Consider the following 16,203-nt stretch of genomic DNA (forward strand, 5'->3'; position numbering starts at 1 on the left):
TCGGGCAGCTCATTGCGCGACGCCCTCGATCAGCTCGGAGACGCCGAGCCTGGCGATCACCGTCTCGCCGGCAATGGTGCGCTGGCCGAGCAGCACCTGGCTCGACGTGCCGGCGGGGAGATAGACGTCGACGCGGCTGCCGAAACGGATCAGGCCGACGCGCTGTCCGGCGACCACGCGGTCGCCCGCCTTGACCCAGGGCACGATCCGCCGCGCGACCAGACCGGCGATCTGGGTGAAGGCGATCTTCGTCCCGTCCGGCGCCTCGACCAGGATGTGCTGGCGCTCATTGTCCTCGCTTGCCTTGTCGAGGTCGGCGTTGAGGAACTTGCCGGCGATGTAGACGACCTTGAGGATCGTGCCGGCGACCGGGGTGCGATTGATGTGGACGTCGAACACGCTCATGAAGATCGACACGCGGATCACCGCGTCCGGCGACATGCCGCCCTCCCCGCCGATCAGCTCCTTGGGCAGCGGCACGGTCGCGATCATCGTCACCATGCCGTCGGCCGGCGCGATCACCAGCCCCTCGCCCGTCGGCGTGGTGCGAACGGGATCGCGGAAGAAGCTCAGGATCCAGACGGTGACGCCGGCGGCGAGCCAGCCCAGCCAGTCCCAATCGACGATCCACCAGAACAGGAAGGCGATCGCGCCCGCGATGACGGCGAACTTGCGGCCTTCGGGATGAACGCTCGGCAGGCGATAGCGGACGGTGGGCGTGACCGGACTGTCCGGCTTTTCGAGGGAGCTCATGGGCGCACCTTCTAGGGCCAGAGCAGGGGCGAAACAACCGAAAGGGCGGCCCCTCGCGAATCCCTCGCAGCCGGATTGATCGATGGCGCTTCCCCGCTTAAGGCCCTGTCACACGTCAATCCGGGGAAGGAACGGACAGCCTCATGGCGAAGATCAAGGTGAAGAACCCCGTCGTCGAGCTCGATGGCGACGAGATGACCCGCATCATCTGGCAATGGATCCGCGAGCGGCTGATCCTGCCCTATCTCGACGTCGACCTCATCTATTTCGACCTGGGCGTCGAGAAGCGCGACGAAACGGAGGACCGGATCACCGTCGAATCCGCCGAGGCGATCAAGAAATACGGAGTCGGCGTGAAATGCGCGACGATCACGCCGGACGAGGCCCGGGTCGAGGAGTTCGGCCTCAAGAAAATGTGGAAGTCACCCAACGGCACGATCCGCAACATCCTGGGCGGCACGATCTTTCGCGAGCCGATCGTGATCGAGAACGTGCCGCGGCTGATCCCCGGCTGGACCGATCCGATCGTCGTCGGTCGCCATGCCTTCGGCGACCAGTATCGCGCGACCGATTTCCTCGTCCCCGGCCCCGGCAAGCTCACCATGAAATGGGAGGGAGTCAACGGCGAGACGATCGAGCGCGACGTGTTCGACTTCCCGGAAGCGGGTGTCGCCATGGGCATGTACAATCTGGACGAGTCGATCCGCGACTTCGCCCGCGCCTCGCTGAACTACGGCCTCAACCGGCAATGGCCGGTCTATCTGTCGACCAAGAACACCATCCTCAAGGCCTATGACGGCCGCTTCAAGGACATCTTCGCAGAGGTTTACGAGAAGGAGTTCGAAGCGCAGTTCAAGGAGCTCGGCATCGTCTACGAGCACCGCCTGATCGACGACATGGTCGCCAGCGCGCTCAAGTGGAGCGGCAAGTTCATCTGGGCCTGCAAGAATTACGACGGCGACGTGCAGTCGGACCAGGTCGCCCAGGGCTTCGGCTCGCTCGGCTTGATGACCTCAATCCTGATGACGCCGGACGGCAAGACCGTGGAGGCCGAGGCGGCGCACGGCACCGTTACCCGCCACTACCGCATGCACCAGCAGGGCAAGGCGACCTCGACCAACCCGATCGCGTCGATCTTCGCCTGGACCGGCGGCCTCAAGTTCCGCGGCAAGTTCGACGACACCCCCGAAGTGACGCGCTTCGCCGAGACGCTCGAGCGGGTCTGCGTGCAGACCGTCGAGGACGGCAAGATGACCAAGGATCTCGCCATCCTGATCGGCCCCGAGCAGAGCTGGATGACGACCGAGCAGTTCTTCGAGGCGGTCCGGTTGAATCTCGAAGCCGCCATGGAGGCCGAGCCCGTCTGAGACGATTTCTCCCGTCACCCTGAACTCGTTTCAGGGTCCAACTGATCACCGCGGGATCGGTGGAGAACTGGATGCTGAAACAAGTTCAGCATGACGAGAAGCGGTTTTTTTGTTCAGGTATCGGGCGCGCGTGCTGACAAGCGCGCCCGATGCTGCATAAAGGCCTCATGGCCAATGAATTCACGGCTTCCGGTCTCAGCGACGCCCTGGTGATCCTCGGCGCGGCCGGTGTCGTCATCCCGGCCTTCGCCCGCTTCCGGATCAGTCCGGTCATCGGCTTCATCCTGATCGGCGTGCTCGTCGGCCCGGCCGGGCTCGGCGCGATGGCCGGCGACTATCCGTGGCTGCGCTTCGTCACCATCACCGACCGCGAGGCGATCGAGCCCTTCGCCGAGTTCGGCATCATCCTGCTGCTCTTCTCGATCGGGCTGGAATTGTCCTTCAAGCGTCTCTGGGGCATGCGGCGCCTGGTCTTCGGGGTCGGGGCGGCCGAACTGGTACTCGGCGCGGTGTTCATCGGGTTCGGCCTCTATCTCTTCGGCAACAGCACGACCGCCTCGATCGCGCTCGGCCTCGCCCTCGCTTTGTCCTCGACCGCGCTCGTCCTGCCGATCGTCGGCACCAGCACCCCGGTCGGCCGCTCCGCGCTCGCCATGCTGCTGTTCGAGGATCTGGCGATCGTTCCGATCATCTTCGCGCTCGGCGCCCTCGCCCCGCGCGCCGCGGTCGGAAGCGAATGGGAAGGGCTGGTCGAGGCGCTCCTGATCGGCACGGCGGTGGTCGCGGCGATGCTGGTGCTGGGTCGCTTCTTCCTCCCACGCCTGTTCGCACAGGCCGCGCGGACCAAGAGTCCCGAGCTGTTCCTGGCCGCCAGCCTGCTCGTCGTCATCGTCGCGAGCCTTGCCACGGCGGCGGCCGGCCTGTCGCCGATCGTGGGCGCGATCATCGCCGGCGTGCTGATTGCGGAAACCGACTATCATGACGAGGTCGAGGTCATCACCAAGCCCTTCCAGGGCCTCGCGCTCGGCGTCTTCCTGATCACTGTCGGCATGAGCGTGGACCTGCGCGTCATCCTCGCCAGCTGGCCGGCCCTGCTTGGCGCAGTACTCGGCGTGCTGCTGGTCAAGGTGATCGTCACCGCTTTGCTGCTCCGCCTCAACGGGGCGCGTCCGGCCGTTGCCGCCGAGACCAGCGTGATCATGGCCTCGCCTTCCGAAACGACGCTCATCGTCCTCACCGCTGCGGCCGCGGCGGGCCTGATCGCACGTGAAACCGCAGCGTTCTGGCAGATCGTGACCGCGATCGGCCTCACGATCACGCCGCTGCTCGCCAAGCTCGGTCAGGTGCTGGCGCGCCGCGTCGACGTGCAGCCGGAAGTGGAGATCCCGCTCCCCGTCGCCGGGCAGGAGCAGCCGGCGGCAGTGATCATCGGCTTCGGCCGCGTCGGCCGGCTGGTCGCAGAGATGCTCGAAACGCACGGCCGGCGCTACATCGCCGTCGATTCGGACGTGGATGCGGTCGCCGCCGCCCGGCGCGAGGGCATTCCGATCATCTTCGGCGACGTCGCCCGCCCGGAAATGCTCGACCGCCTGAACCTCGGCCATGCCAGCGCGCTCATCCTGACGATGGACGATCCTGTGCTCACGGTGAAGCTCACCCGGCGGGTGCGCGGCTGGTGCCCGGGCCTCACCATCGTCGCGCGCGCGCGCGACCCGCTCCACGCGGCCGAGCTCTATCGGGCGGGCGCGACCGACGCCGTCCCAGAGACGATCGAATCCTCGCTCCAGCTCTCCGAAGCGGTGCTGGTCGATCTCGGCATGGCGATGGGACCTGTGATCGCCTCGATCCACGAGAAGCGGGCGGAGCTGCGCCAGCAGATCATGGACCTCGGCAAGCTCGACCGGGAGCCGCCGATGCGCGGCATCCGCCTCCGGGACATGCCCGGCAAGGAGCCAGCGGCGAGCTAGGCCGTCTGCGGCTCGGTCGCCAGCGCCGCGCGGACGGCGTTAAGCGCGGCGGCCGCCTTGCTCCCGTCGGGGCCGCCCCCCTGCGCCATGTCGGGGCGGCCACCGCCCCCCTGCCCGCCGACCGCCTCGACCGCCTTTCGGACGAGATCGACGGCGTTGAGGGAGCCTGCGAGGTCGTCGGTCACGCCGACCGCGACGGTGGCGCGGCCGTCATTGACGGCGACCAACGCGACAACGCCGGAGCCGACCCGGCCCTTGGCCTCGTCGATCAGGCCGCGCAGCTGCTTGGGATCCATGCCGTCCAGCACCTGGCCGATGAAGCCATGGCCGCCGATCTGTTCGGGGGCCGCCGCGTCGGCCTTGCCGCCGCCGCCGAGCGCCAGCGCCTTCTTCGCCTCGGCCAGCTCGCGCTCGAGCCGGCGGCGCTCCTCGACCAAGGCGGCGACGCGGGCGGGCACCTCCTCGGGTGAGGCCTTGAGCGAAGCTGCGGCTTCCTTGAGCCGATCCTCGCGCTGCACGAACCACTGGCGCGCCGCCTCGCCGGTCAGCGCCTCGATGCGGCGGACGCCCGCGGCGACCGCGCTTTCCGAGGTGATCTTGAAGAGCTGGATGTCGCCAAGCGCGCTGACATGGGTGCCGCCGCACAGCTCGACCGAATAGGGCGCGTCGCCCTCATGGCCCATCGAGAGGACGCGGACCTCGTCGCCATATTTCTCGCCGAACAGGGCCATGGCGCCAGCTTCCATCGCATCGTCGATGCTCATCAGACGGATGCCGACCGGCTCGTTCTCGCGGATATAGCGGTTCACGTCGGCCTCGACCGTCTCGATCTCCTCGCGGGTCAGCGGCTTGGGGTAGGAGAAATCGAAGCGGAAATAGTCCGGCGCGACCAGGCTACCCTTCTGGGTCACATGCGTGCCGAGCCGGTGGCGCAGCGCCGCGTGGAGCAGGTGGGTGGCGCTGTGATTGGCGCGGACTTTCGACCGGCGCGCGGCATCGACGGAAAGATGGACCGTGTCGCCGACCGCGATCTCGCCCGCGCCGATCATCGCGTGATGGCCATGGAGCTTGCCGAGCGGCTTCGACGTTTCCTCAACCTCGGCCAGCAAACCCTTGTCTGACGTGATTTTTCCGGTGTCACCGATTTGGCCACCACTCTCACCGTAGAAGGGCGACTGGTTGGTCAGGATGGTGACTTTGTCGCCAGCCCTGGCCGTCGCGACCCGCGCGCCATCCTTGACCAATGCGACCACCTGGCCGTCGCCGTTGTGGCCGAGATAGCCAGTGAATTCGGTCGGCCCCAATTCCTCAGCGATGTCGAACCACACCTCCTCGCTCGCTTTGGCGCCCGAGCCCTTCCAGGCGGCCTTCGCGGCCGCCTTCTGCTCGGCCATGGCGGCATCGAAACCGATCCGGTCGACCCCGAGGCCCGCCGCGCGCAACGCATCCTCGGTGAGATCGTAAGGGAAGCCGTAGGTGTCGTAGAGCTTGAATGCGGTGGCGCCCGGCAAGGTCTCCCCAACCGTCATACCGACAGTCGCCTCATCCAGCAGCTTGAGGCCGTTGGCGAGAGTCTGGCGGAAGCGGGTTTCCTCCAGCTTCAGCGTTTCCTCAATCAGCGGCTGGGCGCGGACCAGCTCGGGCCAGGCGGCGCCCATCTCGGCGGTCAGGCTGGGTACGAGCCGGTACATCAGCGGCTCGGCGGCGCCGAGAAGCTGTGCATGACGCATCGCGCGGCGCATGATGCGGCGGAGGACATAGCCCCTCCCCTCGGCGGCCGGGAGCACGCCGTCCGCGATCAGGAAGCCCGCGGCGCGCAGGTGATCGGCAATGACGCGGTGACTGGCCTGATTTGCGCCGCTTGTGTCCGTCCGGGTGAGCTCGCCCGAGGCCGCGATCAGCGCCTTGAACGTGTCCGTGTCGTAATTGTCGTGGACGCCCTGCAGCACGGCCGCGACGCGCTCCAGCCCCATGCCGGTGTCGATCTGCGGCTTCGGCAAGTCGCCGACGATGACATCGTCCGCCTGCACGTTCTGCATGAAGACGAGGTTCCAGATCTCGACGAAGCGATCGCCATCCTCGTCCGGCGAACCCGGCGGGCCGCCCGGAATATGCTCGCCATGATCGTAGAAGATCTCCGAGCAGGGCCCGCAGGGGCCGTCCGGGCCCATGGCCCAGAAATTGTCCTTGGTCGGGATGCGGATGATCCGCTCGTCGGGCAGGCCCGCGATCTTCTTCCACAGATCGAAGGCCTGATCGTCGGTGTGATAGACGGTCGCGGTCAGCCGGTCGGCAGGAAGCCCCCATTCCCGGGTCAGCAGCTCCCAGGCGAGCAAAATCGCCCGCTCCTTGAAATAGTCGCCGAAGGAGAAATTCCCCAGCATTTCGAAGAAGGTATGATGCCGGGCGGTGTAGCCGACATTGTCGAGATCGTTGTGCTTGCCGCCGGCGCGGACACATTTCTGCGAGGAGACCGCCATCGAATAAGGCCGCGTCTCCTGGCCGATGAAGACGTTCTTGAACGGCACCATGCCGGCGTTGACGAACATCAGCGTCGGATCGTTCTGCGGGACGAGCGGCGCGGAGGGGACGATCGTATGCCCTTCTCGCCCAAAATAGTCGAGAAAACCGCGCCGGATGTCGTTGGTCGATGTCATAGGGGGTCACTTAGGCGAGCGGGGGCGTCACGAAAAGGCCCGCGATCACCCTTCCCCATCCAGAACGGCACGGCCGCGCGGGCTGAGGCGATAGCCGACCTCCAGCGATTCGGTGAGGCCGAGCGCCTTCAGCTTGCGGACGTCGCGCTTGAAGTCGAGCGTCTCGCGACCGAGACGCACAGCGAGATCGGCGGCACGGACGCCTTCATGGTCACGGATAAGGCGCAGGACTTCGCGGGTCCAGGCGCCCATTTTTTCGAGACGCGCTGCGAGGCTGGCGCGCTCGGCGGGGTCGAGATCGGCCTGTTCACGCAGGGCGATGCGCGGGTCCGCACCGAGATACCGGACCGCGATACGATAGATATCCCCTTCCCGTCCCTCCAGGGAACGCATCAGCGCGTCGCGGCTGTCGAAACCTGCGGCGCGGGCGTCGCTCTCGGTAATCGCGGCGGGGTCGACCGGATCGACCCGGTCGAAGCCGATCATGCCGGCAAATGTGTGCTGCTTCCCGCCCGCGACGGCGGCGGGCTTTCGCCAGCGGCGGAACGCCAGCGTCACCTCGCCTGCCGCGATACCCCGCACGATGTCCTGCTTGAACAGCATCGCACCGATGTGCGCGATGGGCTGCCGGCCTGCAAGCGACGAAGCCCCACGATCCCCCTTGCGCTTCGCCGCGGACAGGAGGAAGCTGGCGGTTTCCCATAAGGCGCGCGGCCGCGTCTTCTCGCGGACCGCGACCAGCGGACGAAGGAGACGATCATGCCCGACAGAGCTGCAGGCACCAGAACCATCGCGCTTGTGGGCCCCGGCGGGGCGGGTAAGACCAGCCTAGCCGAGGCCCTTCTTTTTGCGGCCGGCGCCACCGGGCGCCAGGGATCGGTCGCGGACGGCACCAGCGTCGGCGACGCCAGTCCCGAGGCCCGCGCCCGCTGCGGCTCCACCGAATTGAACCTGATGCATTACGACTATCTGGGCGACCGCTATGCGCTGATCGACGGACCCGGCTCGGTCGGATTTGCAGCCGATGCCGCTCTGGCGATCGCGGCGGCCGATCTCGCCTTGGTCGTGATCGACCCCGACCCCGACCGCGCGCTGCTCGCCGAGCCGGCGTTGCGGCAGCTCGAGGCGCTCGGCGTGCCGCACATGATCTTCGTCAACAAGATCGATTCTGCGCGCGGTTCGATCCAGGGTCTGCTGGAGGCGCTGCAGCCGATGAGCCGATCGCCGCTGATCGCACGCTGGATCCCGATCCGGGATGGCGAGAAGGTCACCGGCTTCGTCGATATCGCGCTGGAGCGCGCTTATTATTACCGGCCCGGCCAGCCCTCCGAGCAGAGGGACATCCCCGCCGACCTCGCCGACCGCGAGGTGCTGGAGCGGACGCATATGCTGGAGCAGCTCGCCGACCATGACGATGTGCTGCTGGAACAGCTCCTTATGGACGAAATCCCGGATCGCCAGACCGTGTTCGACGATCTCGCCAGGGAGACCGGCGCGGGCCAGATCGTCCCCGTCCTGTTCGGCTCGGCGGCGAACGGCCAGGGCGTCCGGCGGCTGATGAAGTCCCTGCGCCACGAAGTCCCCGCGCCCTGCACGGCCGCCGAGCGGCTGGGTGCCACCGGCGGCTGCGCCTTCGTGTTCAAGGTCAGCCATGGCGGCGCAATGGGGCGGCTCAGCTACACGCGCGTGTTCGGTGGCGGCCTCAAGGAAGGCGCCGAACTCAGCACGAGCGGCGGCGATTCGGTGCGGATCGGCACTTTGTTCGCCATGCAGGGCGACAAGAGCGTGAAGCTGATCGAGGCCAAGGCCGGCGATGTGGTGGCGATCGCCAAGCTCGACGAGGCGCGCCCCGGCGAATGGCTGGCGAGCGGCAAGGCGCCGCCGGCGCCCGGGGTCTCCCCGGCCACGACGAACTACGCGCTCGCGATCGCGACCAAGGATCGCAAGGACGACGTGCGCCTGTCGACCGCCCTGCACAAGCTGACCGAGGAGGATGCCGCGCTCCATTGGGAGCAGGACGAGGCGATGCACGAGACCCGACTCAAGGGCGTCAACGACGAGCATCTCAAGGTGACGCTGGAGCGGCTCAAGCGGCGCTATGGCGTCGCAGTCGATTCGCGGCCCTGCCAGGTCGGCTACAAGGAATCGATCCGCAAGACCGTGACCCAGCGCGGACGGCACAAGAAGCAGTCCGGCGGCCACGGCCAGTTCGGCGACGTCGTGCTGGAGGTGAAGCCCCTGCCCCGCGGCGGCGGGTTCAAGTTCGGCGAGCGGATCTCGGGCGGCGTCGTGCCGAAACAGTGGATTCCGGCGGTCGAGGACGGCGTGCGCGACGCGCTTGCCAAGGGGCCGCTCGGCTTTCCGGTGGTCGATGTCGAGGTGACCCTGGTCGACGGCTCCTACCACACCGTCGACAGTTCGGAGATCGCGTTCCGCACCGCCGGCCGGATCGGCATGTCGGAGGCGCTGGCGCAGGCGGCGGCGCATCTGCTGGAGCCGGTGATGAAGGTGACGGTGACCGCGCCCAGCAACGCCACCTCGCGCGTGACCTCGGCAATCGCCAGCCGGCGCGGCCAGATGCTCGGCATGGAGCCGCGCGAGGGCTGGTCGCGCTGGGACAAGGTCGAGGCGCTGATCCCCGAGGCGGAGATGCAGGGCTTCGACGCGGAACTCAGGTCCCTGAGCCAGGGCCTCGCGACCTATGAGGCAGCGTTCGATCATCTCGCCGAGCTCAACGGGACCCTCGCCGACAAGGTGGTGCAGCGGGAGCTCGAACCGGCCTGATTTTCCTCCCCGCGATTTCGTGGGGAGGGGGCCGTCCGCAGGACGCTTCGCGCGGTCTCCCCTCCCCTGCAAGTTCAGGGGGAGGATTCAGGCCGGCGCGCTCGCCTGTGCCGGCGCTTCCTCCTCGCCGCGCGAGACGACCACCGCGGCCGCGAGATCGCCGGTGACGTTGAGCGTGGTGCGGCACATGTCGAGCAGCCGGTCGACGCCGAGGATGAGGCCGATCCCCTCGGGCGGCACGCCGACCATGGCGAGGATCAGCGCGACGACCGGGAGCGAGCCGGCCGGCACGCCCGCCGTGCCGATGCCGGCGAGGATACAGACGAGCAGCACCGCGACCTGCTGCCACAGGTCGAGCTGGACGCCGAAGAACTGGGCGAGGAACAGGACGGTGACGCCCTCGAAGATCGCGGTGCCGTTCTGGTTGGCGGTGGCGCCGATGGTGAGGACGAAGCGCGAGATGCGCGGCGGCAGCTTCAGCTTGTCCTCGGCGACGCGCAAAGCCGTCGGCAGGGTGGCGTTGGACGAGGCGGTCGAGAAGGCGACGACCATCGCCTCCTGCACGTCGCGGAAGAAGCGGACCGGCGACATGCCGCCGAAGAGCTTGAGCGCGATCGGATAGGAAACGAACATGTGCAGGCCGAGCGCGAGCAATACCACGCCGACATAGGCGCCGAGCCGCACCAGCAGGTCCCAGCCGAATACGGCGGCGAGGTTGAACATGAAGCAGGCGATGGCGAGCGGCGCGAGGCGGATGACGATGCCGATGAGCCGCATCGTCACATCGAACAGGCCCTGGATCACGTCCTGCAGCTTCTGCGCGGCGGGTGTGTTCACCAGCAGGAGGCCGATGCCGAAGACGAGCGCGAAGAACATCACCGCCAGGATGTCGTTGGCCGCGGCGGCGGCGATCACATTGTTGGGGATGATGTTGAGGAAGGCGGCGACACCGCTCGGCCGCTCGGCATTGGCCGAGATGATCGCCCCGGCATTCTCGCGCGCGTCGGCGAGGAGCTGGTTGGCGAGGATCGGATCGACACCGGCGCCGGGCTGGAAGATGTTGGTGACGGCGAGCGCGAGCACGACCGCGATGGAGGACAGGAGCAGGGTGAAGACGAGCGTCTTGATCCCCACCCGTTTCAGCGCGGCGACATCGCCCATCTCCGCGATGCCCACGACGAGCGCCGAGAAGAGCAAGGGGATGACGAGCATGAACAGGAGGCGCAGGAAGATTTGACCGATCGGCCCGGTGACATAGGTCGTGACCGCATCCACCCACGGTGCGCCGGGCTGGGTCATGTGGACCGCAAGACCGGCGACCAGGCCGATCAGGAAGCCGATCAGCATCTTCATCTGCAGCGAAATGCGGCGGCCGCCAGCGCTTTCCATGATTGCCCCTTGTGGTTTGTGCGGCCGGCATCCGGGCGCCTGCGCCACGAAAAGTCAACCTCATTCGGCGGTTTACCTGGACTGACCTGTCGGCGGACGGGAGAGGCGACATGCTCAAGATCGCGGGAATCGCGCTGCTGCCGGACTGGCCTACGTTTCTCGGCTTCGCGCTGGCGGCGGCTGGCGCGGCGGCGCGGGTGCGGGATATCGAGTGGGTGACGTGGACGGCGCGCTGGATCGCCGCGGCGGCGATCGGCGCGCGCGGCGCAACTCGCGCTTGGCGCGCGGCGTCAGGCGTAGGCGTAAGGCCCGCCGCGCTTCAGCGCCGCCGCATGGGCCGGGCGGGCGTGGATACGCTCCAGCCAGTCGGTGAGGCTGGGGCGCGAGGCGTCGAGGCCGGCGCGGTTGCGGGCGGCCTCGAGCGGGAAGCTCATCATGATGTCGGCGGCGGTGAATTCGTCGCCGGCGAACCAGTCGCGGCTGGCCAGCTCGTTTTCGAGCCAGTCGAGATGCCTGCCGAACATGGCGAGCAATGGCGCCCTGGCGGGCTTGCCCAGCAGGCCGAGGCGGTTGACGACGAGGATCGCGAAGAGCGGCGGCATCATCGAGCCCTCCGCATAATGGAGAAAGTGGCGGTAGCGGAGCACCGATTCGCGGTTGGCGGGCGGCCCCAGGCGGCCTTCCGCCTTCTCGACCAGATATTCGACGATCGCGCCGGTCTCGGCGAGAACCAAGCCATCATCCTCGACCACCGGCGACTTGCCGAGCGGATGGACGCGGGCGAGCGCGGGCGGCGCGAGCAAGGTCTTGGGATCGCGCTTGTAGGGGACGATTTCATAGTCGAAGCCGAGTTCTTCGAGCAGCCAGAGGACACGCTGGGAGCGCGAGTTCTCGAGATGATGAACGGTGATCATCGCGCCCTCCCTGGGCGATCCATGTGCGACCCACATACGACCCACGTGCGGCCGCGGCTTCCATAATCGCACGGCAGGGAATAGGGAACCGATCGCGGGAGTCGTTCCGGGCCACCCGCACCAGCGACATGGATGCCCCCTGTGACCGACCCCCGCCTTGCCGCCGCGCCTGCCGTCCTGCGCCCCGGCTTCCGGGAGTTCGTGGTGCTGATGGCGGGGCTGATGTCGCTCAACGCACTGGCGATCGACGCGATGGTGCCGGCGCTGCCGGCGATTGGCGAGGCGCTGGATGTGGCGACCGACAATCAGCGCCAGCTCGTCGTCTCGCTCTATTTCCTGGGGTTCGGGACGACGCAGCTTCTCTACGGGCCGCTCGCCGACCGGTTCGGGCGCAAGCCGGTGCTGCTCGGGAGCCTGCTTCTCTATATCGGCTTCGCGCTCGCCTGCGCGGCGGCGCCGAGCTTCACTTTGCTGCTCGCGGCCCGGCTTGCGCAAGGCGCCGCCGCCGCCGCCACCCGCGTGCTCGTCATCTCGATCATCCGCGACCGCTATGAGGGGGCGGCGATGGCGCGGCTGATGAGCCTTGTTTTCCTTGTTTTCCTGTTGATGCCGGTGCTCGCGCCAGCCTTCGGGCAGCTCACCCTGATGATCGCGCCGTGGGAGTGGATCTTCTTCGGCCTCGCCATCTTCGGCGCGGTGATGCTGGTCTGGAGCCTGATCCGCCTGCCCGAGACGCTGCATCCCGAATATCGGCGGCCTTTGTCGGCGCGGGTGGCCCTGGAGGGCGCGCGCGAGACGCTGACCAACCGCATGTCGATCGGCTACACGCTCGCCTTCACGCTGATGATGGCGCCGCTGGTCGGCTACATCTCCTCGGTCCAGCAGATCGTGTTCGACGTCTATCAGCGGCCGGAGCTCATCGCCGCGACCTTCGCCGGCGTCGCGGCGCCGATGGCGCTTGCGTCCTGGCTCAACGCCCGGCTGGTCGAGCGCGCCGGCACGCGGCGGATCGCCCATCTCGGCCTGATCCTGTTCACGGCGCTGGCGCTCGTCCACCTCGCCTCGGCGCTGCTCGTCGAGAGCCTCGGTCTCTTCATTCTGCTCCAGGGCCTCACCATGGCCAGCTTCGCCTTCGCCGCGTCGAACATGGGTGCGCTGGCGATGGAGCCGCTCGGCCATGTCGCCGGCACCGCCTCGTCGGTGCAGGGCACCATCACCACCGTGATCGGCGCCGCGCTGGGCATGACGATCGGCCTCAGCTTCGACGGGACGACCATCCCGCTGATCCTCGGCGCTGCACTCTGCGGCGCCGCCGCCCTCGCCACCGTCCTCGTCACCGAGCGCGGCCGCCTGTTCGGCCGCGATCCGAACCTGCGCGGCGCGGAAGTTTCAGAAGTTTCAGCTTCCTAGGAGCAAAAAATCCGGCCACTGAAACTTCCGGAGACTCAGATATCGTCCTCGGCATCGGGGCCGGTCATCAGCGCCTCGCCGACCTCGTCGGTGCGGCCGCGGATCGCCTTTTCGATACGATCGGCAATTTCCGGATTTTCGCGCAGATAGACCTTGGCATTCTCGCGGCCCTGGCCGATGCGGATCGAATCGTAACTGAACCAGGCGCCGGACTTCTCGACCAGGCCGGCCTTCACGCCGAGATCGAGCACCTCGCCGAGCTTGGAGACGCCCTCGCCGTACATGATGTCGAACTCGACCTGCTTGAACGGCGGCGCGAGCTTGTTCTTGACCACCTTCACCCGGGTCGCGTTGCCGACGATGTCGTCGCGGTCCTTGATCTGGCCGGTGCGGCGGATGTCGAGCCGGACCGAGGCGTAGAATTTCAGCGCATTGCCGCCGGTCGTCGTCTCGGGATTGCCGTACATGACGCCGATCTTCATGCGCAGCTGGTTGATGAAGATCACCAGGCACTTCGACTTGGAGATCGAGCCGGTCAGCTTCCTCAGCGACTGCGACATGAGCCGTGCCTGCAGGCCGACATGGCTGTCGCCCATCTCGCCCTCGATCTCGGCGCGCGGCACCAGGGCGGCGACCGAATCGACGATCAGGATGTCGACCGCGTTGGAGCGGACCAGCGTGTCGGTGATCTCCAGCGCCTGCTCGCCCGTGTCCGGCTGCGAGACGATGAGATTGTCGATGTCGACCCCGAGCTTCTTGGCATAGATCGGATCGAGCGCATGCTCGGCATCGACGAAGGCGGCGACGCCGCCATTCTTCTGCGCCTCGGCGACCGCATGCAGCGCTAAAGTGGTCTTGCCCGAGCTTTCCGGCCCGTAGATCTCGACGACGCGGCCGCGCGGCAGGCCGCCGATGCCGAGCGCGATGTCGAGCCCGAGGCTGCCGGTGGAGATGGTCTCGATCTCGATCGCCTCGCGCGAGCCGAGGCGCATCGCGCTCCCCTTGCCGAAGGCGCGGTCGATCTGCGCCAGCGCGGCGTCGAGAGCTTTCTGCTTGTCCATATCCATCTGGGTCCTGTCGGAAACGACTTGAAGCGATGCCACCATGGCCGGTCTCCCCGTATTGCGTCAGCACGGATCGTTCAACGTGAGATCGCGGTCGTACACGAAACGTTCCATGAGAACAAGAGGAGAACTTGTGCTTTACGCGCCGCGGCGCATTCCTTCCGGGCGAAGGCGGTGATCATGACCCCGTTCGACGACTTCGAACCGATGAGGATCCCGACCGCAAGCGGGCACATCTTCCTGCGCCGGGCGGGGCAAGGGCCGCCGCTCCTGCTGCTGCACGGCTTTCCCGAAACGCATCTGATGTGGCGGGAGGTCGCGCCGCATCTGGCCGACGGCTTCACCATCCTGTGCGCCGATCTGCGCGGCTATGGCGACAGCGGCTGCCCGCCTTCGGATGCCGAACACATGCCACAACCGGGAAGACAGGACGAAGGGACGCCACATCGCCTTCCCCGTGCTCGCCTTGTGGAGCCGGAACGGAGCGCTCGAAAGCTGGTACGAGGCCGAAGGCGGTGCACTTGGTATCTGGCGTGAATGGGCCGATGACGTGCGCGGCCATGCGGTCGACGGCGGGCATTTCTTTCCGGAGGAAGAGCCGAAGCGGATGGCGGTGAGGCTCCGGGCGTTCTTCACCGGCGCACAGCGTCCAGCGCCTGCGCCATGACGCCGGCGAAATCGGGATGATCGTAGAGGTCGTTATGGCCGGCCGCCGGGATCGTGCGGTCGAAGGCGAGGTTCGGAACCGAACGCCGCAGCGCGTCGGTTCGCGCCGGCGGGATCAGCGTGTCGCGGCCACCGGCGACGATCGCGACCCGCATGTTCGTGGCGGCGAGATCGCCGGCGGGATCGAGCCGGTTGCGGAACAGGGCCCGCACCGGAAGCCAGGGATAATGGCCGGCGGCGACGCGTTCGAGAGAGTCGAACGGCGTGACCAGGATCGCGCCGTCGATCGGACGCGCGGCGGCAAGTGCGGCGGCGACGCCGCTGCCCACGCTGAAGCCGACCGCGACGATACGCCGCGGCCGCAGGCGCGCGCGGGCGAAATCGTGGATCTGCAGCGCATCCTCACGCAGCGCCGTAGCGCTCGGGCTGCCTTCGCTCGGGCGATAGCCGCGATAGTGGAAGGCGACGATGTCCGCCTGCGGATAGAGGCGGTGAAGGAAGGCCGCCATCACCTCGCCGTTCCAGGCATTGCCGCCGAAGCCGAGGATCAGCAGACGTTCGCCGGACGGCCGGGCGGGCGGGATGTGGAGGCCGCGGAGCCGCGCGCCCGAGGCGGTCGCGAGCTCGAGCCGTCCCGACCCCGGCGGCGGCGGGCCGGCGGCGCCGACCTGGCCGGTCGGGAAGATCAGGGCATTCTGCCCGAAGAACAGCAGCACGCAGATCGCGAGATAGACGGAAAGCGGCAGGAAGAGCAGCCACCACATCCAGCGTCGCCGCCCGGTCAACCGGATGGGCGCCCGGTCAGGTCCGGAGCGCGAGCGCCTGGGCCAGCGCCGGCTCGATCGCGTCGATCGTATAGGGCTTGGCGAGCACCGGCGCGGCGGCATGGCGCGCCGGCGGCGGATCGAGGTGGCCGCCGGTGGCGAGGATGAACGGCATGCCCCGATCGGCAAGCCTGTCGGCGAGCGGCCAGGCGCGCTTGCCGTCCTTGAGCTGCACATCGACGATCGCGACGTCGAAGCCGCCCGCCTCGGCATGGCCGAGCGCGGCCTCGAGCGTGTCGCAGGTGGCGACGACCTCGTGGCCGAGCGATTCGAGGAAATCCTCGAGCATCATCGCGATGAGCGGCTCGTCCTCGACGACCAGGATCGAACGCTTGCTGTCCATAGGCGAAGGCTTAGCGGGTGCTGCGCAAAGCGAAAGATTTATTTCGCTGGAACCATGATCGCGCC

13 protein-coding genes are annotated in these 16,203 nt (G+C 67.6%); 5 read left to right on the forward strand and 8 right to left on the reverse strand.

The features are described 5' to 3' along the window. Positions 1-9 precede the first annotated feature (9 nt). On the reverse strand, positions 10-753 hold the full coding sequence (locus RCO27_RS01245) for a phosphatidylserine decarboxylase (protein ID WP_309000822.1): 744 nt from the start codon (positions 751-753) through the stop codon (positions 10-12). A gap of 143 nt (positions 754-896) precedes the next feature. Between RCO27_RS01245 and RCO27_RS01250 the strand changes: the two genes are divergently transcribed. Both RCO27_RS01250 and RCO27_RS01255 read left to right on the forward strand, forming a co-directional pair. Further along, positions 897-2,120: an NADP-dependent isocitrate dehydrogenase gene (locus RCO27_RS01250; protein ID WP_309000823.1), complete on the forward strand. Its 1,224-nt coding sequence runs from the start codon at positions 897-899 to the stop codon at positions 2,118-2,120. Between the two features lie 167 nt (positions 2,121-2,287). Continuing rightward, positions 2,288-4,087 carry a cation:proton antiporter gene (locus tag RCO27_RS01255; RefSeq protein ID WP_309000824.1) on the forward strand — a complete coding sequence of 600 codons (1,800 nt, stop codon included), beginning with the start codon at positions 2,288-2,290 and terminating at the stop codon, positions 4,085-4,087. Here RCO27_RS01255 and alaS read toward each other — a convergent pair. Both alaS and RCO27_RS01265 read right to left on the reverse strand, forming a co-directional pair. Next, the gene (gene alaS / locus RCO27_RS01260) at positions 4,084-6,744 is read right to left on the reverse strand and encodes an alanine--tRNA ligase (protein ID WP_309000825.1); all 2,661 of its coding nucleotides are present in this window, start codon (positions 6,742-6,744) and stop codon (positions 4,084-4,086) included. The two genes, RCO27_RS01255 and alaS, sit on opposite strands and share 4 nt — an antisense overlap. A gap of 45 nt (positions 6,745-6,789) precedes the next feature. Continuing rightward, positions 6,790-7,347, reverse strand: a complete 558-nt coding sequence (locus RCO27_RS01265; RefSeq protein ID WP_309000826.1) for a hypothetical protein — start codon at positions 7,345-7,347, stop codon at positions 6,790-6,792. Between the two features lie 156 nt (positions 7,348-7,503). Here RCO27_RS01265 and RCO27_RS01270 point away from each other — a divergent pair, with 156 nt between their 5' ends. Then, the gene (locus RCO27_RS01270; protein WP_309000827.1) at positions 7,504-9,528 is read left to right on the forward strand and encodes an elongation factor G; all 2,025 of its coding nucleotides are present in this window, start codon (positions 7,504-7,506) and stop codon (positions 9,526-9,528) included. 87 nt (positions 9,529-9,615) lie between these two features. On the opposite strand, the gene RCO27_RS01275 is transcribed toward RCO27_RS01270, so the two are convergent. Both RCO27_RS01275 and RCO27_RS01280 read right to left on the reverse strand, forming a co-directional pair. Further along, on the reverse strand, positions 9,616-10,917 hold the full coding sequence (locus RCO27_RS01275; protein WP_309000828.1) for a dicarboxylate/amino acid:cation symporter: 1,302 nt from the start codon (positions 10,915-10,917) through the stop codon (positions 9,616-9,618). Between the two features lie 290 nt (positions 10,918-11,207). Continuing rightward, a complete protein-coding gene (locus RCO27_RS01280; RefSeq protein WP_309000829.1) occupies positions 11,208-11,831 on the reverse strand; it encodes a glutathione S-transferase in 624 nt (207 codons plus the stop codon). Positions 11,832-11,972: 141 nt separating this feature from the next. Here RCO27_RS01280 and RCO27_RS01285 point away from each other — a divergent pair, with 141 nt between their 5' ends. Beyond that, positions 11,973-13,241, forward strand: a complete 1,269-nt coding sequence (locus tag RCO27_RS01285; RefSeq protein ID WP_309000830.1) for a multidrug effflux MFS transporter — start codon at positions 11,973-11,975, stop codon at positions 13,239-13,241. 35 nt (positions 13,242-13,276) lie between these two features. Here RCO27_RS01285 and recA read toward each other — a convergent pair whose 3' ends face one another. Beyond that, positions 13,277-14,302, reverse strand: a complete 1,026-nt coding sequence (recA, locus tag RCO27_RS01290; RefSeq protein WP_374990342.1) for a recombinase RecA — start codon at positions 14,300-14,302, stop codon at positions 13,277-13,279. Between the two features lie 183 nt (positions 14,303-14,485). Here recA and RCO27_RS01295 point away from each other — a divergent pair, with 183 nt between their 5' ends. After that, positions 14,486-14,842: an alpha/beta fold hydrolase gene (locus tag RCO27_RS01295; RefSeq protein ID WP_309000832.1), complete on the forward strand. Its 357-nt coding sequence runs from the start codon at positions 14,486-14,488 to the stop codon at positions 14,840-14,842. A 95-nt stretch (positions 14,843-14,937) separates the two neighbouring features. On the opposite strand, the gene RCO27_RS01300 is transcribed toward RCO27_RS01295, so the two are convergent. Together RCO27_RS01300 and RCO27_RS01305 are read right to left on the reverse strand one after the other, a co-directional pair. After that, positions 14,938-15,735 carry an alpha/beta fold hydrolase gene (locus RCO27_RS01300; RefSeq protein WP_309000833.1) on the reverse strand — a complete coding sequence of 266 codons (798 nt, stop codon included), beginning with the start codon at positions 15,733-15,735 and terminating at the stop codon, positions 14,938-14,940. Between the two features lie 37 nt (positions 15,736-15,772). Next, entirely contained in the window at positions 15,773-16,138 is a 366-nt protein-coding gene (locus RCO27_RS01305) for a response regulator (RefSeq protein WP_309000834.1), read from the reverse strand. Positions 16,139-16,203 lie beyond the last annotated feature (65 nt).

It is taken from the genome of Sphingosinicella sp. LHD-64 (assembly GCF_031157375.1).
Lineage (GTDB): Bacteria > Pseudomonadota > Alphaproteobacteria > Sphingomonadales > Sphingomonadaceae > Allosphingosinicella.